Source organism: Citrobacter sp. R56, from assembly GCF_016811995.1.
Classification (GTDB): Bacteria; Pseudomonadota; Gammaproteobacteria; order Enterobacterales; family Enterobacteriaceae; genus Citrobacter_D; species Citrobacter_D enshiensis.
This window is the reverse complement of sequence record NZ_CP069159.1, coordinates 234,478-258,340: the sequence shown is the minus strand read 5'-3', so window position 1 is coordinate 258,340 and position 23,863 is coordinate 234,478. Positions and strand designations below refer to the sequence as shown.

The following is a 23,863-nucleotide window of genomic DNA, read 5'->3' as shown; positions in this document are numbered from 1 at the left end:
TTAAGATTTCGTTGACTGTTCAAAACGACGCAACAGCTGATTTCCGCGCTCAACGGCGGAGTCCAGCGCCTGCTGAGGGGTTTTCTTGCCGGTCCACACGCTTTCCAGCTCTTCATCCACAATGGTGCGGATTTGCGGCATATTGCCCAGACGCAACCCTTTGGTGTACGGCAACGGCGGTTTGTTCAGCATCTGACGCGTCGCGATATCTGAGCCAGGGTTCTTATCGTAGTATCCCTGCTCGCGGGTCAGGTCATACGCTGCGGTGGTGATCGGCAGATAACCGGTCTTCTGGTGCCACTCAGCCGCATTTTCCGGCTGCGCCAGGAAATTGAGGAATTTCGCCACCCCGGCGTAGGTCTCTTTGTCTTTACCCTGCATCACCCACAGGCTCGCCCCGCCAATGATGGCGTTCTGCGGCGCGCCTTTCACATCACCATCGTATGGCATCATGCCGACGCCGTAATTGAATTTGGCATATTGACGAATGTTGGCAAGCGATCCGGAAGAGGCCGTCGTAATGGCGCAATCCCCGTTGTAGAACTTCTCGGTGGACTCATCTTTGCGACCCACGTAGCTGAAATCGCCCTTCTTGTTCATCTCCTGCAGCAGCGCAATATGTTTCACCTGCTCCGGTTTGTTGAACTCAAGCACCGCGTCCGCGCCGTCAAAACCATTGTTTTTAGTCGCAAAGGGTAAACCGTTCCAGGCGCTGAAGTTTTCCAGTTGGATCCAGCCCTGCCAGCCGCTGGCGTAACCGCACTTCATGCCCGCCGCTTTCAGCTTCTCGGTATAAGCCGCCAGATCCTGCCAGGTTTTCGGCGGCTGCTCCGGATCTAAACCCGCTTTTTTGAAGGCATCTTTGTTGTAGTAGAGCACCGGAGTCGAACTGTTGAATGGCTGTGAAAGGAGGTGCCCGCTTTTACCATCGGTGTAGTAACCGGAAACCGTCGGCACAAACTGCGATTCATCAAAGCTGATGCCCGCATCTTTAAACACTTCATGGACCGGTTTAATCGCCTTCGACGCCATCATGGTGGCGGTGCCGACTTCATAGACCTGCAAAATCGCCGGGGCGTTACCGGTACGGAATGCTGCAATACCTGCACTGAGGTTTTGCTCGTAGTTACCCTTGTAGACAGGAACCACCTTGTAATCCGGGTTGGCCGCATTGAAACGTTGCGCCAGAGAATCAACTTCTTTACCTAACTCCCCTTCCATTGAGTGCCAGAATGGAATAGAGGTCACTGCCAGTGCCTGGCCAGCCAATGCCAGGCTGAGCGCCAGTCCTAAGGCTGTATGTCGTAACGGTTTCATTGATTATCTCTCTTGTTGTTTCGAATGCGCGATTTCACGCGTTTTATGTTCGCGGAAGTAACATGCCATGCTCGAATTACAAAAAAATAACGTTTTGATTACAAAAAAAAGATAGTAAGGCGTCAGTGGGATGGCAAGACGATGAAGGCACGGTGACAGGAAAATGGGAGCTGAGGCACGTATAAGCCAAATAAAAAGCCGGGTGGTGGCATCACCTTACCCGGCCTGGGATTCATGACATCGCGGTATTACCCGCCCAGATAGGCGCTTCTTACCGCTTCATTCGCCAGCAGTGCATCGCCAGTATCGGAAAGCACCACATGACCGTTTTCGAGCACATAGCCGCGGTCGGCAAGCTTCAGCGCCTGGTTGGCGTTCTGCTCAACGAGGAAAATGGTCATCCCCTGCTCGCGCAGTTGTTCGATGGTGTCGAAAATTTGCTGAATGATGATCGGCGCAAGCCCCAGCGACGGTTCGTCCAGCAGCAGCAGGCGCGGGTTGCTCATCAGCGCACGACCAATTGCCAGCATCTGCTGTTCACCGCCGGACATGGTGCCCGCACGCTGAATGCGGCGCTCATGCAAACGGGGGAACAGTTCGTACACCCACTTGATGCGCTGCTGGAACTGGTCGCGTTCGGCAAAGAAGCCGCCCATCGCCAGGTTCTCTTCCACGGTCATGCGTGAGAAGACGCGACGCCCTTCCGGAACAATCGCCACCGCTTCGCGCATGATTTTCGCCGTCTGCCAGTCGGTAATATCTTTGCCGTCAAACACAACCCGCCCGCTGGTCGCACGCGGATCGCCGCACAGCGTCCCCAGCAAGGTGGTTTTCCCTGCGCCGTTCGCGCCAATCAGGGTGACGATTTCACCCTGATTGATGTGCAGGCTCACCTCGTGCAACGCCTGAATTTTGCCGTAGTGGGCGCTGACTTTGTCAAAAGACAACATGACTTTTTCCATCTTATGCCTCACCAAGGTATGCGCGGATCACGTCCGGGTTGTTACGAATTTGCTCCGGCGTCCCGTGCGCCAGCGGCGTTCCCTGATTCACCACATAAATGCGATCAGAGATACCCATCACCAGCTTCATATCATGTTCAATCAGCAAAATCGTGGTGTTGTGATGGTTACGCAGTTCAGCAATCAGCTCGTCCAGCTCTTTGGTCTCTTTCGGGTTCAGGCCCGCCGCCGGTTCGTCAAGCATCAGGATCTCCGGTTGCGTTACCATGCAGCGAGCGATCTCCAGACGGCGCTGATCGCCGTACGCCAGGTTACTGGCCTGACGGTTGGCGTGCTCCAGCAAACCAATACGCTCCAGCCAGCTCGCCGCGCGGTCCAGCGCTTCGCTTTGCGCCCGTCGGAAGGACGGCGTTTTGAACAACCCCGAAAAGACGCCGGTTTTCAGCTGTTGATGTTGTGCTACCAGCAGGTTTTCAATCACCGTCATTTCACGAAACAGACGCACGTGCTGGAAGGTACGCACCACGCCCATACGGGCAATTTGCTGGCCCGGAAGCCCTTCCAGATGCTGGTCACGTAACGTGATGGTGCCGCCCGTGGGTTTATAAAAACCGGTCAGGCAGTTAAAGACCGTCGTCTTACCCGCACCGTTCGGACCAATCAGGGAGACGATTTCCTGCGGGTGCAGCTCCAGGTTGACGTTATTCACCGCCAGCAAACCGCCGAAGCGCATCATCAGACCGTTAACAGATAATAATGGCTGACTCATGCCTGCTCTCCTTTCGGTTGCCCGTTTTTCAGTTTCAACTGTGGACGGGTCATCGGCAGCAAGCCCTGCGGACGCCAGATCATCATCAGTACCATCAAGCCACCCAGCATCAACATGCTGTATTCGTTGAAGTCACGCATCAGCTCGCGCGAAACCACCAGCAGAATAGCCGCCAGGATCACCGCAAACTGCGACCCCATGCCTCCCAGAACCACAATCGCCAGCACAAACGCCGATTCAGCAAACGTGAACGACTCCGGACTGACAAAGCCCTGGCGCGCGGCGAACAGCGTTCCGGCAAAACCGGCAAACGCGGCGCTGATGGTAAAGGCCGTCAGCTTGATGCGCGTCGGGTTTAACCCCAGTGAACGACAGGCGATTTCATCTTCACGCAGCGCTTCCCATGCGCGGCCCAGCGGCATACGCAGCAGACGGTTAATCACGAACAGTGAGAACACCACCAGCAACAGCGCCACCAGATAAAGCCAAATCACGCGGTCGGATGGGTCATACTTCATGCCGAAGAAATTACTGAAAGTGTCCCAACCGCCTTCACGGGCGGTGCGACTGAACTCCAGACCAAAGAAGGTCGGTTTCGGGATCTGGCTGATGCCGTTCGGGCCGCCGGTCACCTCGGTGTTGTTGAGCAGCAGAATACGGACGATTTCACCAAAGCCCAGGGTGACAATCGCCAGATAGTCGCCGCGCAGACGCAGCACCGGGAAACCGAGCAGGAAGCCCGCCGCCGCAGAAACCAGCCCCGCCAGCGGCAAACAGGTCCAGAAGCCGAGGCCGTAATAGTGGTTCAGCAGCGCGAAGGTGTAAGCGCCAATAGCGTAAAAGCCGCCATAACCCAGCACCAGCAGACCGGAAAGCCCGACCACCACGTTCAGCCCGAGACCGAGGATGATGTAAATCATGGTCAGGGTGGCGATATCCACCGTCCCGCGCGACACCATAAACGGCCACGCCACGGCGATGACCAACAATGCCACAAGGAACAGCTTCTGTTTGGCGGTTGAACCGTCAATTGCCGGCAGAATAAATTTCGGTCCGGAGACGCTCTTCAGCCCCTTCTGTAAGGTCGGGCGCAGCATCTGGAAGATAAAGACCACCGCCGTGCCGATAAACACCCACTGCCAGCGGATGTCGCCCGCAGTGTCGACCACCAGTTTAGTGCCATCCAGCTCTAACTGGACGCCCATAAAAACGCTCGCCAGCACGAAGAACATCGCGGCAGAGAGCAGCGCCATCGCAAAATGCATCGGTTTCATACTTTCTCTACCTCCGGACGACCCAGAATACCGGTCGGCATCACCAACAGCACCAGAATCAGCAGGGCAAACGACACCACATCTTTGTATTCTGTACTCAGGTAAGCAGAGGAGAGCGCTTCAGCAACACCGAGGATCAGGCCGCCGATCATGGCGCCAGGAATACTGCCGATACCGCCCAGTACCGCCGCGGTGAAGGCTTTCATCCCGGCCATAAAGCCGATGTACGGGTTGATGACGCCGTAAAATTGTCCGAGCAGCACACCCGCTACCGCCGCCATTGCCGCGCCGATCACAAAGGTCAGCGCAATCACACGGTCGGTATTAATCCCCAGCAGACTCGCCATTTTCAGGTCTTCTGCGCAGGCGCGGCAGGCGCGGCCCATACGGGAATAACGGATGAACAGCGTCAATGCCAGCATCGCCACGAAGGTGACAATCCAGATAACCAGCTGCATGGTGGTGATGCTGGCAGAGAAGTTCTCGCTGGACCCGACAACCCACTGGCCGTTGAACAGGCTTGGCAGCGCCACGTCGCGCGACCCTTCGGTCAGGCTGACGTAGTTTTGCAGAAAGATGGACATCCCGATGGCGGAGATCAGCGCAATCAGGCGCTTGGAGCTGCGCACGGGCCGGTAGGCCACCCGCTCGATACTCCAGCCATAGGCGCTGGCGATCACAATGGCGCCAACAAACCCGGCGGCCACCAGTAGCCAGCCGGTATCAATGCCCATCATCATTAGCGCGGCAATGATCATAAAAGAGACATAGCTGCCGATCATATACACCTCGCCGTGGGCGAAGTTGATCATGCCGATAATGCCGTACACCATCGTGTAACCGATAGCGATCAGCGCATAGGTGCTTCCCAGCGTGACGCCGTTAAACATCTGCTGCAGAAAATAGAGAAACTGCTCGGACATAAGACTACCTTTCTCATTCCGCCCGGTAACGCCGGGCGGTGGGATGATTATTTGGCTACCGAGGAAGAACCGTCGGCGTGCCACTGGAAGACACCAAATTCAAATCCCTTTAGATCGCCTTTTTCATCCCATTTCAGCGGCCCAATCACGGTATCAGCCCCGTGTGCTTTCAGATCTTTCACCAAATCCAGCGGCACTTTGCTGCCGCTACGCTCCAGGGCCGTCGCCAGCGACTGCACCGCAGCATAGGTGATCCACACGTACGGACCGCTCGGATCTTTTTTCTCTGCTTTCAACTCACCCACGATGGCTTTGTTTGCCGGATCCTGGTCATAGCGTTTCGGCATCGTCACCAGCATGCCTTCGCCCGCCTCGCCCGCGATGTTCGACAATGACGCATTACCCACGCCTTCCGGTCCCATAAACTGCGTTTTCAGGCTGACAGCGCGCGCCTGGCGCAGCATCTGGCCCATTTCCGGGTAGTAGCCGCCGTAATAGACGAAGTCGATGTTGTCTTTTTGCAGACGCGCAATCAGCGCAGAGAAATCTTTCTCTCCGGCCGTGATCCCGTCAAAGAAGACGATATTGGCGTTGCCCGCTTTCAGGCCGTCCTGCACCGAACGTGCCAGCCCTTCGCCGTATTGCTGCTTATCGTGAATGATGGCAATACGCTGCGGCTTCACGGTTTCAAGAATATATTTGGCGGCAGTCGGTCCCTGAGAAGAGTCCAGGCCCGCCGTACGCATGATGTGTTCATAGCCACGCTGCGTCAGCTCCGGGTTCGTCGCCCCCGGGGTGATCATCAGAATGCCTTCTTCTTCATAGATGTCAGATGCAGGTTGGGTGGAAGAAGAACACAGGTGGCCAATAACATACTGAATGCCGTCGTTGACGATCTTGTTCGCCACCGCCACGGCCTGTTTCGGATCGCAGGCATCGTCATACTCAACGCCAACCAGCTTGTCGCCTTTGATGCCGCCTTTGGCGTTGATGTCTTTAATGGCCTGACGCGCACCATTAAATTCCATGTCTCCCCATTGCGCCACCGGGCCGGACATCGCCCCCACGACCGCCACTTTAATATCCTCAGCCATTGCTGCATGCGATATCGCTAATGCAATGACCCCTGCGATGACCGTTTTCGCATTCCGTTTCATTTCTGAGAACCCCATTTGTGATGTGATTTATAGTTTGTATTTATATGGTCAAAAAGCAGTCTGTGCTTTTTTTGAACTTCGCTACTTTTATCAATCCCATTAATGGTTTAGCGATGCCTTTTAAGCAAATACAGATTAAAATCTCTATTTTTCAGTCTATTAAGAAAAGATAATATTCTGCTTTTCACTATAGATAAACAAAAAAAAGCGCCGTTGTCAGCATAAAATAACGATACAAAGGGCGGAATAAAACACTGCCTTTCAGGGAATTATTCTGCCTAATTTTCATTCTCTAATGTTTCAAACTGTACTTTTCGCTGTCAAAACATTAATCACCTAACAAATGATAGAAAAAAGAGAAAGCCTCCGGGGAAATTATTTCGGTAAACTGTCCCTATCTTTTGAGATTTGGACATGCTGTTGATGAAGCTGACCATCATTCGTTTAGAAAACTTCAGCGCCCAGGATCGCATCGATCTGGGCAAAATTTGGCCGGAATATTCAGCCTCCTCGTTAACACTTGATGAAACGCACCGGATCTACGCCGCGCGCTTTAATGAGCGTCTACTGGGAGCAGTGCGGGTCACTCTCGGGACAACGCAAGGCGCGCTGGATTCATTGCGTATACGCGAAGTCACACGACGCCGTGGCGTGGGGCAATATTTGGTCGAAGAAGTGCTGCGCGATAACCCGAACGTCGTCTCCTGGTGGATGGCGGATGTCGGCGTTGAGAACCGGGTTGTGATGGCGGCGTTTATGCAGGCGTTGGGTTTTACAGCCCAGGAGAATGGCTGGGAGAAGCGGTAAAAAAACCGGGTGGCGACTGCGCCTTACCCGGCCTGGGAATTGCTCGTTGTAGGCCCGGTAAGCAAAGCGTCACCGGGCAATGCCGTCATTTAGCGTCGGTCGCCGTACCGTTGGCGTGCCAGTCAAAGACGCCGAATTCGAAGCCCTTCAGATCGCCTTTCTCATCCCAGGAGAGCGGCCCCATCACGGTTTCTACGGTGTTCGCTTTCAGGTAGTTGGCGATCTCAGCCGGATCTTCAGACTGATTCAGACCTGCCTGCAGAGATTGCAGTGCCGCATAGGTGGTCCATACGAACGCACCGCTCGGATCCTGCTTCTTCGCCTTGATGGCATCCACAATTGGTTTGTTCGCCGGCACCTGATCGTAGTTCTTCGGCTTCGTTACCAACATCCCTTCGGCAGATTCACCGGCAATGTTAGACAGGGAGACGTTCGCCACCCCTTCTGGTCCCATAAACTGCGTTTTCAGACCCGCCGCGCGAGCCTGACGCAGGATCTGCCCCATCTCCGGGTGGTAACCGCCGTAGTAGACAAAGTCGATATTCTCTTTCTTCAGACGCGCCACCAGCGTAGAGAAATCTTTCTCGCCAGCCGTAATACCGTCAAAGAATACGACGTCGGCATTACCTTTTTTCAGGTCGTCCTGAACGGCACGCGCCAGACCTTCACCGTATTGCTGTTTATCGTGAATGATCGCGATACGCTTCGGTTTCACGCTATTCAGAATGTATTTCGCCGCCGTGGGTCCCTGGTCAGAATCCAGACCGGTGGTACGCAGAAGCAATTTATAGCCACGCGCAGTCAGTTCCGGCGCGGTTGCCGCTGGCGTGATCATCAGAATGCCTTCGTCTTCATAGATGTCAGACGCAGGCTGGGTGGATGAAGAGCACAGGTGACCAATAACGTACTTAATGCCGTCGTTAACCACTTTGTTGGCGACTGCAACCGCTTGTTTCGGGTCACAGGCATCGTCATATTTCACGACGACCAGTTTGTCGCCTTTAATGCCACCTTTCGCGTTGATATCGGCAATCGCCTGCTCCGCACCCGTAAATTCCTGATCGCCATACTGCGCGACCGGACCTGACATTGCGCCGACGACCGCGACTTTAATATCCTTAGCAAACGCCATATTGCTCAAAGACAGGGCGATACATCCTGCCAATAACGCTTTACCCTTCATATTCATCCTGAGAATCCCCATTATTGTGGTTATTACGTGTGTTGTGATGTTGTTGTTTAGCGTTTTATTTCAATTATAGGTGTGCAGTTCACGCTTTTTCAGCACACTCTGCTAAAACATACCCGATTTTTAAGATTTTGGAATAGCTAATTTGACAGTCAGATAACAAGTTGATGACAAAAAAAGTGGCCGCCGCAATGGGCGGCGCAGGTTTATCGTGTCAGCGAGTGCGTAATAATCTCCAGCGCTTTGCGAAATTGCGCGTCGGGGATAGTCAGCGGGTAGAGAAAGCGAATCACATTGCCGTAAACGCCGCAACTGAGCAGCAAGAGTCCTTGCGCCAGCGCTTTACTCTGCACCTGGCGGGTAAATTCAGGGGATGGCTGGCCGGAAGACGGGCAGTTAAACTCCACCGCTACCATGGAGCCCTGTGCACGAATATCCGCAATATGCGGACAATTCGCTTTGGCCGTGTTGAGCGCCTCAACCAGATGTTGGCCTAACGCGGCGGCACGCGCGCACAGCTTCTCGTCGTCAATCACATCCAGTACGGCATGCGCGGCGGCAACGGCCAGCGGATTCCCGGCGTAGGTGCCGCCGAGCCCTCCAGGCGCTGGCGCATCCATAATGTCGGCGCGTCCGGCAACCGCCGACAGCGGCATCCCGCCAGCCAGGCTTTTCGCCATCGTGATGAGATCGGGTTGCACGCTGTAATGCTCCATCGCAAACAGTTTGCCTGTACGGGCGAAACCGGTCTGCACCTCATCGGCAATCAGGAGAATACCGTGGGTATCGCACAGTGCGCGCAGCGCGTGCATAAATTCACCGGGCGCGACGTTAAAGCCCCCTTCACCCTGTACCGGCTCAAGGATGATTGCCGCCACCTGATCGGGCGCGATATCCGCTTTGAAAATTCGCTCCAGGCTTTGCAGCGCGTCTGCCGTGCTGACCCCGTGCACCGCATTAGGATACTGGGCGTGATACACCGACCCGGGGAACGGTCCAAAGCCAATTTTGTAGGGAGCGACCTTTCCGGTCAGCGCCATGGTCATAAAGGTCCGCCCATGGAAGGCGCCGCCAAAGGTAATCAGCCCGGGCCGTTTGGTGTAGGCTCGGGCAATCTTTACCGCGTTCTCTACCGCTTCCGCCCCGGTAGAGAAAAAGGCGGTTTTTACCGGACCGTTGATGGGGACACGTTCGTTGATGCGTTCCGCAAGCCGGACGTAGCTTTCATAAGGAACGATTTGATAAGCCGTATGGGTGAATGACTGAAGCTGCTTCTCAATGGCAGCGATAATTTTTGGGTGTCGATGGCCGGTGTTAAGCACCGCAATACCGGCGGCAAAATCAATCACCTCATTGCCTTCCACGTCCCACAGCGTAGCGTTTTCTGCTCTGTCGGCATAAAAATCGCACATCACGCCGATACCGCGCGGCGTCGCCTGTAAACGCCGTTCATTCAGTTCGTTATTTTTCATTTTCATCCCCTAAGATGCGCACAACCCATCGGTAAGTGTTTGCCAGGGGGAGAAAATTCGCCAGAGCAGGCGTTAAAAAAACAAAAACCCCGGACATTTATCCAGGGTTTTTTCGGGGACTTCGCGGGAATTACGCTTCGATAGCGGCGCGAAGTTTTTTCATGGCGTTCTTTTCAAGCTGGCGCACACGTTCTGCGGAAACGCCGTAGCGATCGGCCAGTTCCTGCAAAGTAGACTTGTTGTCTTCATCCAGCCAACGCGCACGAATGATGTCCTGGCTACGTTCGTCCAACCCCTGCATGGCGTCAGTCAGACGGTTTGCCGCCTGCTCTTCCCAGTTGTCGTCTTCAATGCCGTCGGCAAAGTTAGACGATTTGTCCTGCAGATAGAGCACCGGCGCCATCGGCTGGCTGTCGGACTCATCGTCCGAGGACATATCAAACGTCATGTCCTGCGCCGCCATACGGGATTCCATTTCGCGAACGTCTTTGCTGGAGACACCCAGCTCGCGCGCCACCATTTCGACTTCATCCTGATTAAACCAGCCCAGACGCTGCTTGGTTTTACGCAGGTTGAAGAACAGCTTACGCTGCGCTTTGGTGGTCGCCACTTTGACGATACGCCAGTTACGCAGAACATATTCGTGGATCTCAGCTTTGATCCAGTGCACGGCGAAGGAGACCAGGCGCACACCCACTTCCGGGTTGAAACGGCGCACGGCTTTCATCAGGCCGATGTTACCTTCCTGAATCAGATCCGCCTGCGGCAGGCCATAGCCCGCATAGTTACGAGCAACATGAACAACAAAGCGCAGGTGAGACAGAATCAGCGTCTTCGCTGCCTCCAGATCGCCCTGGTAATGCAGCTTTTCAGCAAGTGCCCGCTCCTCGTCAGCCGACAACATCGGCCACGCGTTTGCAGCCCGGATGTAAGACTCCAGGTTACCAACAGGGGCTAAAGCTAAATTTTGCATTTCTTTGGTCATTCAAATCCTCTCAATCTTTATCTTCCGGCGTTACAACAACAATCATGCCAGAGCTTATGAGCAACGAGAATATCATTCACATTTTTATCAGACAGTGATTCTATCCACAAGTTCAATGCAACGCTGTGAATAAACTACGCACAAAATGTGACACCGTTTTGAAAAATACGGGGGCAGGGACAGGAGATTTTTTTGAAGCTCTTTCCCTGCGAACGGGAATTCATTGCAGGGAAAGATTATATCACGGTTTTTTTAGTCGGGAGTAAAGTGACGTAAATGTTGTACCGTGGCAAGCCAGGCCGCCACCCAGCCAATCATTGAGCACACCAGCAACAACAGCAGACACTCGTCGAACGATAATCCGTTGATATCAAATTTCGTTCCGAAAACCTGCGCCACTTCGGTCACGGCAGACGACAGTCGCATCACCAAAATTTCTGACAAAATCAGAGAAAGAAATGCGCCAGAGAAGCCCAGCAGTGCACCGCCATACAGGAACGGACGCAGAATAAAACCGTCTGTCGCGCCGATCAATTTCTGTACGTTAATGGTGTCGCGACGGGCAAAGATGCTCAGGCGCACGCTGTTGCCGATGACGAGGAAGACCGCCGCCACCATCAGTACGCCGATCATCGCCGATACCCGGCCAACCAGACCAGTCAGCGCTGCGAGACGGGCAAACCAGCTATCATCCATGCGCACTTCGTCGATACCGTTAATTTGCGAAATCCGATCGCGCAGCGTATTCAACGAGTCCGTTCCCTGGAAGTCGAGTTTCGGCACCACTACCGCCACGGCCGGCAGCGGGTTCTCTTCCAGCATGTCCAGCGCGCCGCCAAATCCGGACCAGTTACGGAACTCGCCCAGTGCGTCATCTCGCGACAGGTAATTCACTTTTTCCACGCCCTGCTCGCCCTGTAACTGCGCCACCACTCCTGCCGCTGCGTCATCATCCAGCGTTTTTTGCAGATATACGGTGATCTGCGGAGAAGGGTAATATTGCGTCGCCGCATGGTTCACGTTTTTGTAAACCATGTAGCACACGCTTGGCAGGGTCAGGGAGATCGCGATAACCATCACCGTCAGAAACGTCGCCAGTGGTTTGCTTTTCAGATCCTGTAACGCCCCCTGGAACGCGTAGCGAACCTGTTCGTTAAAGACGTTGGTTTTACGCGAATTGGGTTTTGGCGCAGACTTCGCACGCTTTGGCGCATTGCGGCCACCGTCTGGGGACGCGCCGCCAGATTTACGGAAGCGGTCCAGTCGACCACCGAATTGCCTGATTTGATTAATCGCGTCGCGCTTATTCACGGGCCTCGCCTCCATGCAAATGTCCATCGCTCAGGGTCAGCATCCGATACGAACGGCGGGAAATGAGCCCAATGTCGTGCGTTGCCATCAGTACCGTCACCCCGACGCGGTTAAACTCTTCGAACAGACGTAAGATCCCTTCCGACAGCGCGTCATCCAGGTTCCCGGTCGGTTCATCCGCCAGTAATACTGCCGGTTTGTTCACCACTGCCCGGGCGATGCCCACACGTTGCTGCTCACCGCCGGAAAGTTGAATCGGGAAGTTCTTCGCTTTGTCCAACAGGCCAACTTTATCCAGTGCCGCCGAGACGCGACGACGAATGTCGTCTCCGCTGGCGCCCGCAATAATCAACGGGATCGCCACGTTGTCGAAGACCGTACGATCCATCAACAGGTGGTGATCCTGGAAAATCATCCCGATCTGACGGCGCAGAAACGGCACTTCACGGTTTTTCAAACGCGTGATGTCATGCCCGCTGAAATAGATTTTCCCGGCGCTTGGCCGCTCAATCCCACAGATCAGCTTCAGCAGGGTACTTTTCCCCGCACCTGAGTGACCGGTCAGGAACGCCATCTCGCCAGGCTGCATGTGGAATGTGACCCCTTGCAGCGCTTGTCTCCCACCGAGATAGGCCTTGCTGACATGTTCAAAGCGAATCATTGTTAATCCTCTCGGGCAAAAAGTGCCTCTATAAAATCGCCCGCTTTAAACGGACGTAAATCCTCGATACGTTCGCCCACACCAATATAGCGGATAGGAATGCCAAACTGATCGGCAACCGAGAAGATAACTCCCCCTTTCGCCGTTCCGTCCAGCTTGGTCAGAGTGATACCGGTCAAACCCACCGCTTCGTGGAACAGTTTGGCCTGGCTTATCGCATTCTGCCCGGTGCTGGCATCGATAGTCAGCATAACTTCATGCGGCGCGTCTTCATCCAGTTTCTTCATGACGCGAACGATTTTCTTCAATTCTTCCATCAGGTGCGCTTTGTTCTGCAAGCGACCTGCCGTATCGGCGATCAACACGTCAACGTTACGCGCCTTCGCTGCCTGAATCGCATCAAAGATCACGGAAGCGGAATCTGCGCCAGTGTGCTGAGCAATCACCGGAATGTTGTTACGTTGCCCCCAAACCTGCAACTGCTCCACCGCCGCGGCACGGAAGGTGTCCCCTGCCGCCAGCATCACGGATTTGCCCTGCTGTTCAAATTGACGCGCCAGCTTACCGATGGTGGTGGTTTTACCCACGCCATTCACGCCAACCATTAAAATAACAAACGGGGTTTTGCCTTCCACATTCAACGGTTCTTCGACTTTCGCCAGAATCTCGCCCATTTCATCCTTGAGCAACCCGTAGAGCGCTTCGGCATCGCGCAGTTGCTTACGGCTCGCGCCGTCGGTCAGATTAGCAATAATCTTGCGGGTGGTTTCCACCCCGACATCGGCGATCAGCAACTGCTCTTCCAGCTCTTCGAAGAGATCATCGTCGATTTTCTTTCCACGGAACAGACTGATAAATCCGGAACCGAGGTTTTCTTTGGTTTTCAGCAGACTGCGTTTCAGGCGCGCAAAGAAACCTTCTTTGGTCGGTTTTTCCTGTTCCTGAGCGCTCTCTTCAACCGGCGTCTCTTCTTGTACCTCTGCGGCGTCAACAACCGGCTCTTCTGTCTCTTCGACTTCTTCTGCCGCTTCTTCTTCCGCGTCGGCGGCCAGCGCCTGCGCTTCCAGCTCTTCGTCGGTTAATTCGGGTTCGTTTTCCGCTGCTTCCTCGACCGCCTCAATGATTTCGACGGTTTCCGCTTCCGCCTGCCACTCTTGCGGTGAAATCTCTTCGGCTTTCACCTCTTCCGGCAACGGCAGCACTTCATGTTCGATAACATCGGCGACAGCAACGGCCGGGGCGGGTGTTTCAACAACCGGTTCTTCGACGATCGCAGCGGGCGTTTCTACGACCTCTGGCTGTGGTTCAACGTCGGATTCGACCGGCGCGGCGTCAACAATGGCTGGCTCCGGCTGCGATTTTTCACTTTCGGCAACTTGCTCAGTGACCTCTACCACTTCAGCGGCAAAAGCTTCCGATTCAGCGTCTTTGTGCGGTTCCGGGGCGTGCTGCTGCTCTTCAGTCGCAACAACCTCATCAGTAACCTGTTGTTGTTCTTCGCTTTTTAGTTCTGTCTCGTTTTCCGGTGCCTGCTCTTTTTGACCAAAGCCCAGCCAGGAAAAAAAGCCACGTTTTTTCTCTTTCGCCATTTGCGACCATACTCCCCGCTGTTGCTTCATGGCACAGCGTCAACGCTATGTACATAGCAGCTATAAAAATGATGAAATAGTCTATCACTTAACTTAATTCACATCACCGCCTGGTATTACGTATCAGCCGCGGATTGGACCATTATTGACATGAAAAAACCGAATCACTCAGGCAGCGGTCAAATCCGGATTATTGGCGGACAATGGCGAGGTCGTAAACTCCCGGTTCCGGACAGCCCGGGTCTGCGCCCGACGACGGACCGGGTCCGCGAAACGCTGTTCAACTGGCTGGCGCCCGTCATGGTCGACGCCCACTGTCTGGACTGTTTTGCAGGCAGCGGCGCACTGGGGCTGGAGGCGCTGTCCCGCTACGCGGCAGGCGCGACGCTACTGGAGATGGATCGCGCGGTTTCCCAACAGTTGCAAAAAAATCTGGCGACGCTGAAAGCCAGCAATGCCCGGGTCATCAACGCCAACACCCTGGCGCACCTTGCCCAAACCGGAACACCGCACAACGTGGTCTTCGTCGATCCCCCCTTTCGTAAAGGACTGCTGGAAGAGACGCTAACGTTACTGGAAATGCACGGTTGGCTGGCTGATGAAGCCTATATTTATATCGAAAGCGAAGTCGAAAACGGTCTGCCGCCCGTCCCGGAAAACTGGTCGCTGTATCGCGAAAAAGTGGCCGGGCAAGTCGCATACCGTTTATATCAAAGAGAAAAATAAGGAGAACGTAATGTTGATTAATCTGGGACGGTTGTTGATGCTCTGCGTCTGGGCATTTTTGTTGCTTAACGTAGTACAACCTTTCCCACGGCCACTCAATATCTTCGTGAACGTCGCGCTGATCTTTATGGCGTTGATGCACGGTATGCAGCTCGCGTTGCTGAAAAGCACCTTGCCAAAAGAGGGGCCGCAAATGACTACCGGTGAAAAAATCCGCATTTTCCTGTTCGGTGTGTTTGAACTGCTGGTCTGGCAGAAGAAACTGAAGTCACAGATGAAGAAGTGATTTTTTTGCCCGGTGGCGCCACAGTTACCGGGCCTCTGTCTGACCCACAAAATCGACAAAGCGCGTTCCTTTGTAACTCAGCGTGCCTTTGTCTCCCACGGTCAGCGCATGATATTGCTGCGCATCCAGACGGAAGGTGTGTTCCAGACCGCCACTCTGCGGTTTAAAGCTCACTTCATAACGCATACTCGTGCCCGCCGGGGTGACCTGCTGCTGGCGCGAGCGTCGGTCATCGATCGGTTTTTCGCGTTTATTACTGACCACCACCGCCTTTTGCAGTAACGGCGCGCTCTCGTTATCCGCTTTTTCACGCCGCTGTTGAACAAAGCGAAACGACGCAGCAACGACAATCAACCCAATGATAACAATGAAAAAAAGAGGTGGCTTACTCATGTTCTTAACCCATCAGAAAATACGGAAATAAGCATACCTTGCCTGTTATGGTGTTGTCATCCGCCTGTACCCGCCTCTACACTGGACACTATGGCCGTGAGCATATCGCTTGCGAAAAAATAACGAATTCAAGGAACTAAGATGCTTTGGTCGTTTATCGCTGTCTGTCTTTCCGCATGGTTATTTGTGGATGCTTCTTATCGTGGGCCTGCGTGGCAACGTTGGGTCTTTAAACCCGTCACTCTATTACTCCTGCTGTTACTGGCCTGGCAAGCGCCGATGTTCAGTGCCGTCAGCTACCTGGTCCTCGCGGGGTTGTGCGCCACACTGGTGGGCGACGCGCTGACACTGCTGCCTCGCCAGCGTCTGTTGTATGCCATTGGCGCGTTCTTCCTGTCGCACCTGCTGTACACCATCTACTTCGCCAGCCAGATGACACTCTCTTTCTTCTGGCCGCTGCCGCTGGTACTGCTGGTGCTGGGCGCGCTGCTGATCGCAGTCATCTGGACGCGTCTGGAAGAGTTACGCTTACCGGTGTGTACGTTTATCGCGATGACGCTGGTGATGGTCTGGCTGGCCGGTGAACTGTGGTTCTTCCGCCCCACCGCTCCGGCATTTTCTGCGTTTATGGGGGCGGCGTTGTTGTTCATTGGCAATATTGTCTGGCTGGGGAGTCACTATCGCTATCGCTTCCGTGCGGATAACGCGATTGCCGCCGCCTGCTACTTCGCGGGGCACTTCCTGATTGTTCGCTCACTTTATCTCTAATAACGCTTGACTCTGGAGTCGACTCCAGAGTGTATCCTTCGGTTAATGAGAAAATTATCATCGACCGGAGGATGCCATGTCGACACCCGAAACTGATGGCAAAAAGGCACCACAATTTTCATCCTTTACCCTTGCTCCCGCGCCACAGAAGTCAGATGACTGCTGCTGTGAAGGGACGTGTAGCACCCCTGCCCCCCTTGTTTCCGACGCTATTGAAGGCACCCGTTATACCTGGAAAGTCGCGGGTATGGATTGCGCCGCCTGCGCGCGAAAAGTTGAGAATGCGGTACGCCAGGTGAGCGGCGTCAATCAGGTTCAGGTTCTCTTCGCGACGGAAAAACTGGTGGTAGACGCAGGCCCCGATCTGCGTCAGCAAATTGAAAGCGCCGTCCAAAACGCGGGCTACACCCTGCGCGACGAACAGGCACCGGAAGACGCCGCTGAGTCCCGGTTTAAAGAAAACCTGCCATTGATTACGCTTACCATCATGATGGCTATCAGCTGGGGGCTGGAGCAGTTCAACCATCCTTTTGGTCAGTTCGCGTTTATCGCCACCACGCTGGTCGGTCTCTACCCGATTGCCCGCCAGGCGCTGCGCCTGATGAAAACCGGCAGCTACTTCGCCATTGAAACGCTGATGAGCGTCGCCGCCATTGGCGCGCTGTTTATTGGCGCAACCGCAGAGGCGGCAATGGTGCTGCTGCTGTTCCTGATTGGCGAACGCCTGGAGGGTTGGGCTGCCAGCCGCGCTCGTAAAGGGGTTAGCGCGCTGATGGCGCTCAAGCCAGAAACCGCCACGCGCATCCGTAACGGACAGCGTGAAGAGGTGGCGATCGCTACCCTGCAACCGGGGGATACGATTGAAGTTGCCGCCGGTGGTCGCTTGCCCGCCGACGGTAAACTGGTTTCCGGTTTTGCCAGTTTTGATGAGAGCGCGCTGACAGGTGAATCCATCCCGGTTGAACGGGCAACAGGCGAAAAAGTGCCCGCGGGCGCTACCAGCGTTGACCGTCTTGTTACGCTCGAAGTGCTTTCTGAACCTGGCGCCAGTGCGATTGACCGCATTCTGAAGCTGATTGAAGAGGCCGAAGAACGCCGCGCGCCGATCGAACGATTTATCGATCGCTTCAGCCGAATTTATACCCCGGCGATCATGGCCATCGCGCTGCTGGTCACCCTCGTCCCGCCGTTGCTGTTCGCTGCTTCGTGGCAGGAGTGGATTTATAAGGGTCTGACGCTGTTACTGATTGGCTGCCCGTGCGCGCTGGTTATCTCAACACCCGCCGCCATTACCTCCGGACTGGCCGCCGCGGCGCGCCGTGGCGCGCTGATCAAAGGGGGGGCAGCGCTGGAACAACTGGGCAGAGTCACCCATGTCGCCTTTGATAAAACCGGTACGCTGACCGTCGGGAAACCCCGTGTTACGGCTATCCATCCGGCTGCAGCAATGAGCGAATCTGACCTGCTGGCGCTGGCAGCGGCGGTGGAACAAGGGGCGACGCACCCGCTGGCACAGGCCATCGTCGCTGAAGCCCAAACGCGCAAGCTGAGTATTCCCGCCGCGCAGTCTCAACGAGCACTGGTCGGCTCCGGCATTGAAGCGCTGGTCAACGGCGAGCGCGTACTGATTTGTGCGGCGGGTAAACAACCTGCCGACGCCTTCTCCGGGCAGATCGGCGAGCTGGAAAACGCCGGACAAACGGTGGTGCTGGTGCTGCGTAACGAGACGGTACTTGGCGTGATTGCGCTACAGGATACGTTGCGTGAGGATGCCCACACCGCCGTTAGCGAGCTCAAAACGTTAGGGGTGAATGGCGTGATCCTGACCGGCGATAACCCGCGTGCCGCGGCAGCCATCGCCAGTGAACTTGGGCTGGAATTTAAAGCCGGACTGCTGCCGGAAGACAAGGTCAAGGCCGTATCTGCCCTTAACCAGCAGTCGCCGCTGGCGATGGTTGGCGACGGTATTAACGACGCCCCCGCCATGAAAGCGGCCACGATTGGCATCGCAATGGGAAGCGGTACGGACGTCGCGCTGGAAACCGCCGATGCCGCCCTGACCCATAACCGCCTGCGCGGCCTGGTGCAGATGATTCAACTGGCGCGCGCGACCCACGCCAATATTCGGCAGAACATCGCCATTGCGCTGGGATTAAAAGGGATTTTCCTCGTCACGACGCTGCTGGGGATAACTGGCCTTTGGCTGGCGGTGCTGGCTGATACGGGGGCGACGGTGCTGGTGACTGCGAACGCGCTGCGGTTGTTGCGAAAAGGCTAATGTGTTTGTGCCGGATGGCGGCGTTGCCTTATCCGGCCTACGGGCTGCACGTGGAGTATTATTCTTTGTAGGCCGGATAAGCGTAAGCGCCATCCGGCACCGCTTACTGTCCTTTACGGATCAAATAGCGATACGGCAGTGATTCCGTCTCTTTCGCTAACAGTTCATGTTCCATAAAGGTACAAAAACCAGGAATATCGCGGGTCGTCGCCGGATCGTCGGCGACAATCAACAGCGTTTCACCTGTCTGCATGTTGCGCACAGTTTTACGCACCATCATGACGGGTTCCGGGCAGCGCAGTCCCTGAGCATCAAGCGTATGGTCGGGGGTAGAAAGCAGATCGGTCATTATCGTCTCATTTACGCAAAAAACGGCCGTAGTTTACGCCCAGTTTGCGAGTAAGCCAATCAGGTTAACGATTGCGTGAAAAACAACCATTGCATTGCGTAGTTAAAGCAGTATCATGCGGCGGCTTGAAAATGTTAAGACGCGTTATTGGCGCAGCCCTTTGATTGGGGCCAGTAAAATAGCGTGTCGCACGAAATGGGTTCCCTCACCCCAATTTAATTAAAAAGGTACAATATGACGCAGTTCTCTCAAACGCAGCGCGTAAACGCGTTGTTCTGGCTATCGCTATTCCATTTGCTGGTGATCACCTCCAGTAACTATCTGGTGCAGCTCCCGATTTCCATTTTTGGTTTCCACACCACGTGGGGCGCGTTCAGCTTTCCTTTTATTTTTCTCGCCACCGATCTGACCGTGCGTATTTTTGGCGCGCCGCTGGCACGCCGAATCATCTTTGCCGTAATGATCCCGGCGCTGCTGATCTCCTATGTCATCTCGTCGTTGTTCTATATGGGCTCCTGGCAGGGATTTGGCGCGCTGTTGCACTTCAACCTGTTTGTCGCCCGTATTGCCGCCGCCAGTTTTATGGCTTACGCGCTGGGGCAGATTCTGGATGTGCATGTCTTTAATCGCCTGCGTCAGAATCGTCGCTGGTGGCTGGCGCCGACAGCATCGACGCTGTTTGGTAACGTCAGTGATACGCTCGCCTTCTTCTTTATCGCTTTCTGGCGTAGCCCGGACGCGTTTATGGCCGAGCACTGGATGGAAATCGCCCTCGTCGACTACGCATTCAAGGTGCTGATCAGCCTTGTTTTCTTCCTGCCGATGTATGGCGTATTGCTGAATATGTTGCTGAAAAGGCTGGCAGATAAATCTGAAATCTCGGCATTGCAGACGAGTTAAAGGTTCATTTTCCGAGTTGTGATAAGATGGGTGAATGAGCCGTTATGGCCGTTTATCGAAAGGAAGAAGTCAATGCGCAATCTGGTTAAATATGTCGGTATTGGCCTGCTGGTTATGGGGCTTGCGGCCTGTGATAACAGCGATACGAAAGCTCCGGCAGAGGGTGCCACAGCGGAAAGTAACGCAACCGGACAACCTGTCAGCCTGATGGATGGCAAACTCAGCTTCTCACTGCCGGCAGAGATGACCGATCAGAGCGGCAAGCTGGGAACTCAGGCCAACAATATGCACGTCTATTCTGACGCCACCGGCCAGAAAGCCGTGATTGTGATTGTGGGCGACGACACCAAAGAAGAGCTGGCCGTACTGGCGAAACGTCTGGAAGAGCAACAGCGTAGCCGCGACCCGCAATTGCAGGTCGTGACCAACAAATCTATCGAGCTGAAGGGCCACACGTTCCAGCAGTTAGACAGCATTATCTCGGCGAAAGGCCAGACCGCTTACTCCTCCGTCGTACTGGGTAAAGTGGGCGACCAACTGCTGACCATGCAGATCACACTGCCTGCCGACGATCAGCAAAAAGCGCAAACTGCCGCTGAAAACATCATTAACACGCTGGTCATTCAGTAACGGTTAAGACGATGATACGGCCTCCTGCATTGTTGCCGGGGGCCGTTTTTTTAACCGCCAGGTCAACAAAAACGCAACCGCCACCAGTCCTGCCGCCGCTAGATAGATAACCGGCACACCCGCCCATGTCATAACCAGCCCGGCCAGCGGCCCGGTGACGCCCAACGATAAATCCATAAACACGGTATAGGTTGCCAACGCTGCGCCCTGGTTTTGCTGCGGCACCGCTTTCACCGCCACCACGCCCAGCGCCGGGAAGACCAGCGAGAACCCGGCCCCTGCCAGCAATACGCCGATTTTCGCCATCCACGGCAGTACCGCCACCCCCACCAGCAGCAGCCCGACGACTTCCACCGCAAAGCAGATCATCGCCACATTTAAACCGCCGATCCGATTGATGCCATTGGGAAACAACAGACGCGTGCCGACAAACGCACAGCTAAACAGTGTGAGGGCGAACGCCGCGCCGTCCCAGCCTTTGGCGTCATAAAACAGTGTGATGAAGGTGGCGATCACGCCAAATCCGGCAGACGCCAGCGACAGGGCCAGGCCGTACAGCCAGACCCGTCCGAGAACAGCGCGAAACGGCAAAGGTTTGCCTTTACTGGCTTTCACGGCGGGACGTGGAAGCGCAAACAACACCGCCAGCAAAGCGACGCCCATAATCGTCATCGCCAGCCCTTGCAAACCACCCCAGGCGTAGAACAGCACACCGAGCGGCGCCCCCATCGCCATTGCCCCATAGGTGACAATCCCGTTCCACGAAATCACCCGCCCAATGTGCAACGATCCCACTACCCCTACGCCCCACAGCGTGGAGCCAGTGCCCGCAAAGCTTTGGCCGATGCCTAAGATCAGCCGTCCCAGACACAACAGCAGTAAGCTCGCTATCGGCCAACCGCTGGTGACACCTGCCAAAAAATAACTCAGGCCACTTAAAAAACAGCCGCACAGACCGAATACCACGATTTTTTTCGGTCCCAGGAGATCGGCGAATCGTCCGGCATGGGGCCGACTCAGGAGGGTCGCAAAGTATTGCAGACTGATGACCAGCCCCGCCCAGAAGGCGCTAAATCCCATCACATCATGAACATAGCCAGGCAGTACCGCGAGCGGCAGGCCGATGGTCAGATAGCTGGCGAAGTTAAACATGACAACCGAGACGATGCGTAGATTAAGACGTAATCCATTGAGCGCCGGTTCAGCGACGGGTTCTGACATGGGATCCACCACGTTCTTACAACAGTGTTTCATTTCTATCATGCCCGGCCACGAAAATCAGCAGCAAGATTCAGATTAGCAGTAGCAAGCCAGCCGCTACACTTAGCAAACGGAACACAAGAAGGACGTAGACATGACGACCCCTCAGCCTGACAAAACGGGTTTGCACATCCTGCTAAAACTGGCAGCGTTAGTGGTCATTCTGGCCGGGATTCATGCCGCAGCAGATATCATTGTGCAACTCTTACTGGCGCTCTTTTTCGCCATTGTTCTGAACCCACTGGTCACCTGGTTCATCCGTCGGGGTTTGCATCGTCCACTGGCGATTACGCTGGTGGTCGTGGTGATGCTCATCGTTCTCACCGCAGTGATCGGCGTGCTGGCCTCCTCGGTGAATGAGTTCATTGCTATGCTGCCGAAATACAACAAAGAGCTGACGCGCAAACTCCTGCATCTGCAAGAGATGGTGCCGTTTCTCAATCTCCATTTGTCGCCGGAGCGTATGCTGCAACGCATTGATTCTGACAAGCTGATGACCTTCACCACGGCGTTGATGACCGGGCTGTCAGGGGCGATGGCCAGTGTTGTGCTGCTGGTGATGACCGTCGTGTTCATGCTGTTTGAAGTCCGCCACGTCCCCTACAAACTGCGTTTTGCGCTGAACAATCCGCAGATCCACATTGCCGGTCTGCATCGGGCGTTAAAAGGCGTCTCACACTATCTGGCGCTGAAAACGCTGCTGAGTTTATGGACCGGCGCCATTATCTGGCTGGGACTTGCGCTGATGGGGATTCAGTTTGCACTCATGTGGGGCGTGCTGGCCTTCCTGCTGAACTATGTCCCCAATATTGGTTCCGTTATTTCTGCGGTGCCGCCGATGATCCAGGCGCTGTTATTTAACGGGTTTTATGAATGTATCCTGGTGGGGGCGCTCTTTTTAGTGGTCCATATGGTTATTGGTAATATCCTGGAGCCACGCATCATGGGGCATCGTCTGGGAATGTCCACTCTCGTGGTATTCCTCTCATTACTGGTATGGGGATGGTTATTAGGTCCGGTAGGTATGTTACTTTCTGTTCCCTTAACCAGCGTGTGCAAAATTTGGATGGAAACCACCAAAGGCGGCAGCAAACTGGCGATATTACTGGGGCCTGGACGGCCCAAGAGTCGATTACCGGGATAAGATGACAAATGATACACTGTATAAATTCCATTATTATTAAACGTTGGTCCTGATATGTACCGGATCGTTCTGGGAAAAGTGTCGACACTGAGCCAAGGCGCACTGCCGTCTTCGCTGTACGCTCAAGCCCCACAAGGCAGGCGCCGTGCCCGCTGGCTGGCGGGTCGTGTGCTGCTTTCCCACGCGCTTTCACCCTTGCCCGAGATTGTTTACGGCGAACAGGGTAAACCGGCGTTTTCAGCCCAAACCCCGCTGTGGTTCAACCTGAGCCACAGCGGTGATGACATCGCCCTGCTGCTGAGCGACGAAGGCGAAGTGGGCTGCGACATCGAAATCATCCGTCCACGCCATAACTGGCAGGCGCTGGCCAATGCGGTATTCAGCCTCGGGGAACATGCCGAAATGGAAGCTGAGCATCCGGACCAGCGACTGGCCGCGTTCTGGCGCATCTGGACACGCAAAGAAGCGATGGTGAAACAGCGCGGCGGCACCGCCTGGCAAATTGTCAGCGTCGACAGCACACTCGCTTCTGCCTTGTCGGTCAGTCACTGCCAGCTTGACGCACTAAGCCTGGCCGTATGCACCCCTACACCGTTTCAGGTAACCGCCGCATCAGTACAGAGACTGGACGCGGTTGCCTGATACAACCGCTGAGAAACACGGGCATCCCGCGCCCGTTTCTCCCTATTTACTCTACGATTTTTGTGTACTTT

At 54.9% G+C, this 23,863-nt stretch carries 24 protein-coding genes; 9 read left to right on the top strand and 15 right to left on the bottom strand.

The window, feature by feature from the left end; translation table 11 throughout:
- From ugpB to livK, 6 genes are all read right to left on the bottom strand, one after another.
- Entirely contained in the window at positions 1–1,317 is a 1,317-nt protein-coding gene (ugpB, locus tag JM656_RS01175; protein ID WP_203359695.1) for a sn-glycerol-3-phosphate ABC transporter substrate-binding protein UgpB, read from the bottom strand.
- Between the two features lie 248 nt (positions 1,318–1,565).
- Complete coding sequence (gene livF, locus JM656_RS01170) at positions 1,566–2,279, bottom strand: high-affinity branched-chain amino acid ABC transporter ATP-binding protein LivF (RefSeq protein ID WP_192614237.1); 714 nt, start codon at positions 2,277–2,279, stop codon at positions 1,566–1,568.
- A gap of 1 nt (position 2,280) precedes the next feature.
- Positions 2,281–3,048, bottom strand: coding sequence for a high-affinity branched-chain amino acid ABC transporter ATP-binding protein LivG (gene livG, locus JM656_RS01165; protein WP_192614236.1), 768 nt, complete (start codon positions 3,046–3,048; stop codon positions 2,281–2,283).
- Entirely contained in the window at positions 3,045–4,322 is a 1,278-nt protein-coding gene (livM, locus tag JM656_RS01160) for a branched chain amino acid ABC transporter permease LivM (RefSeq protein WP_203359694.1), read from the bottom strand. The genes livG and livM overlap by 4 nt, the downstream gene beginning before the upstream one ends.
- On the bottom strand, positions 4,319–5,245 hold the full coding sequence (livH, locus tag JM656_RS01155; RefSeq protein ID WP_192614234.1) for a high-affinity branched-chain amino acid ABC transporter permease LivH: 927 nt from the start codon (positions 5,243–5,245) through the stop codon (positions 4,319–4,321). Before livH ends, livM begins: the two co-directional genes overlap by 4 nt.
- A 47-nt stretch (positions 5,246–5,292) precedes the next feature.
- Positions 5,293–6,402, bottom strand: coding sequence for a high-affinity branched-chain amino acid ABC transporter substrate-binding protein LivK (gene livK, locus JM656_RS01150; protein WP_203359693.1), 1,110 nt, complete (start codon positions 6,400–6,402; stop codon positions 5,293–5,295).
- A gap of 423 nt (positions 6,403–6,825) precedes the next feature.
- Here livK and panM point away from each other — a divergent pair, with 423 nt between their 5' ends.
- A complete protein-coding gene (panM, locus tag JM656_RS01145; RefSeq protein ID WP_203361191.1) occupies positions 6,826–7,209 on the top strand; it encodes an aspartate 1-decarboxylase autocleavage activator PanM in 384 nt (127 codons plus the stop codon).
- Positions 7,210–7,294: 85 nt separating this feature from the next.
- Here the strand turns inward: panM and JM656_RS01140 are convergent, their stop codons facing one another.
- From JM656_RS01140 to ftsY, 6 genes are all read right to left on the bottom strand, one after another.
- On the bottom strand, positions 7,295–8,398 hold the full coding sequence (locus JM656_RS01140; protein WP_203359692.1) for a branched-chain amino acid ABC transporter substrate-binding protein: 1,104 nt from the start codon (positions 8,396–8,398) through the stop codon (positions 7,295–7,297).
- A gap of 206 nt (positions 8,399–8,604) precedes the next feature.
- Positions 8,605–9,870 (bottom strand): 4-aminobutyrate--2-oxoglutarate transaminase, encoded by a 1,266-nt coding sequence (locus tag JM656_RS01135; RefSeq protein ID WP_203359691.1) that lies wholly within the window; start codon positions 9,868–9,870, stop codon positions 8,605–8,607.
- A gap of 130 nt (positions 9,871–10,000) precedes the next feature.
- Positions 10,001–10,855, bottom strand: coding sequence for an RNA polymerase sigma factor RpoH (gene rpoH / locus JM656_RS01130; protein WP_045448525.1), 855 nt, complete (start codon positions 10,853–10,855; stop codon positions 10,001–10,003).
- 252 nt (positions 10,856–11,107) lie between these two features.
- Positions 11,108–12,166, bottom strand: a complete 1,059-nt coding sequence (ftsX, locus tag JM656_RS01125; protein ID WP_203359690.1) for a permease-like cell division protein FtsX — start codon at positions 12,164–12,166, stop codon at positions 11,108–11,110.
- On the bottom strand, positions 12,159–12,827 hold the full coding sequence (ftsE, locus tag JM656_RS01120) for a cell division ATP-binding protein FtsE (RefSeq protein WP_192614228.1): 669 nt from the start codon (positions 12,825–12,827) through the stop codon (positions 12,159–12,161). Before ftsE ends, ftsX begins: the two co-directional genes overlap by 8 nt.
- 2 nt (positions 12,828–12,829) lie before the next feature.
- Positions 12,830–14,416: a signal recognition particle-docking protein FtsY gene (gene ftsY / locus JM656_RS01115; protein WP_203359689.1), complete on the bottom strand. Its 1,587-nt coding sequence runs from the start codon at positions 14,414–14,416 to the stop codon at positions 12,830–12,832.
- Between the two features lie 150 nt (positions 14,417–14,566).
- Between ftsY and rsmD the strand changes: the two genes are divergently transcribed.
- Both rsmD and JM656_RS01105 read left to right on the top strand, forming a co-directional pair.
- Positions 14,567–15,142, top strand: a complete 576-nt coding sequence (rsmD, locus tag JM656_RS01110; protein WP_203359688.1) for a 16S rRNA (guanine(966)-N(2))-methyltransferase — start codon at positions 14,567–14,569, stop codon at positions 15,140–15,142.
- Between the two features lie 10 nt (positions 15,143–15,152).
- On the top strand, positions 15,153–15,428 hold the full coding sequence (locus JM656_RS01105; protein WP_192614226.1) for a DUF1145 family protein: 276 nt from the start codon (positions 15,153–15,155) through the stop codon (positions 15,426–15,428).
- 24 nt (positions 15,429–15,452) lie between these two features.
- Here the strand turns inward: JM656_RS01105 and JM656_RS01100 are convergent, their stop codons facing one another.
- Complete coding sequence (locus JM656_RS01100; RefSeq protein WP_203359687.1) at positions 15,453–15,821, bottom strand: DUF2500 domain-containing protein; 369 nt, start codon at positions 15,819–15,821, stop codon at positions 15,453–15,455.
- A 141-nt stretch (positions 15,822–15,962) separates the two neighbouring features.
- On the opposite strand from JM656_RS01100, the gene JM656_RS01095 reads away from it, so the two are divergent.
- Positions 15,963–16,589 carry a lysoplasmalogenase gene (locus JM656_RS01095; RefSeq protein ID WP_203359686.1) on the top strand — a complete coding sequence of 209 codons (627 nt, stop codon included), beginning with the start codon at positions 15,963–15,965 and terminating at the stop codon, positions 16,587–16,589.
- A 76-nt stretch (positions 16,590–16,665) separates the two neighbouring features.
- Entirely contained in the window at positions 16,666–18,867 is a 2,202-nt protein-coding gene (zntA, locus tag JM656_RS01090) for a Zn(II)/Cd(II)/Pb(II) translocating P-type ATPase ZntA (protein ID WP_203359685.1), read from the top strand.
- Positions 18,868–18,970: 103 nt separating this feature from the next.
- On the opposite strand, the gene tusA is transcribed toward zntA, so the two are convergent.
- On the bottom strand, positions 18,971–19,216 hold the full coding sequence (tusA, locus tag JM656_RS01085; protein WP_162380688.1) for a sulfurtransferase TusA: 246 nt from the start codon (positions 19,214–19,216) through the stop codon (positions 18,971–18,973).
- Between the two features lie 234 nt (positions 19,217–19,450).
- On the opposite strand from tusA, the gene JM656_RS01080 reads away from it, so the two are divergent.
- Positions 19,451–20,116 (top strand): 7-cyano-7-deazaguanine/7-aminomethyl-7-deazaguanine transporter, encoded by a 666-nt coding sequence (locus tag JM656_RS01080; protein ID WP_203359684.1) that lies wholly within the window; start codon positions 19,451–19,453, stop codon positions 20,114–20,116.
- Positions 20,117–20,188: 72 nt separating this feature from the next.
- Positions 20,189–20,746: a DcrB family lipoprotein gene (locus tag JM656_RS01075; RefSeq protein WP_192614221.1), complete on the top strand. Its 558-nt coding sequence runs from the start codon at positions 20,189–20,191 to the stop codon at positions 20,744–20,746.
- A gap of 3 nt (positions 20,747–20,749) precedes the next feature.
- Here the strand turns inward: JM656_RS01075 and JM656_RS01070 are convergent, their stop codons facing one another.
- A complete protein-coding gene (locus tag JM656_RS01070; RefSeq protein ID WP_203359683.1) occupies positions 20,750–22,009 on the bottom strand; it encodes an MFS transporter in 1,260 nt (419 codons plus the stop codon).
- Between the two features lie 91 nt (positions 22,010–22,100).
- On the opposite strand from JM656_RS01070, the gene JM656_RS01065 reads away from it, so the two are divergent.
- Together JM656_RS01065 and acpT are read left to right on the top strand one after the other, a co-directional pair.
- A complete protein-coding gene (locus JM656_RS01065) occupies positions 22,101–23,150 on the top strand; it encodes an AI-2E family transporter (RefSeq protein ID WP_203359682.1) in 1,050 nt (349 codons plus the stop codon).
- Between the two features lie 54 nt (positions 23,151–23,204).
- Positions 23,205–23,792: a 4'-phosphopantetheinyl transferase AcpT gene (gene acpT / locus JM656_RS01060; RefSeq protein ID WP_203359681.1), complete on the top strand. Its 588-nt coding sequence runs from the start codon at positions 23,205–23,207 to the stop codon at positions 23,790–23,792.
- Positions 23,793–23,863 lie beyond the last annotated feature (71 nt).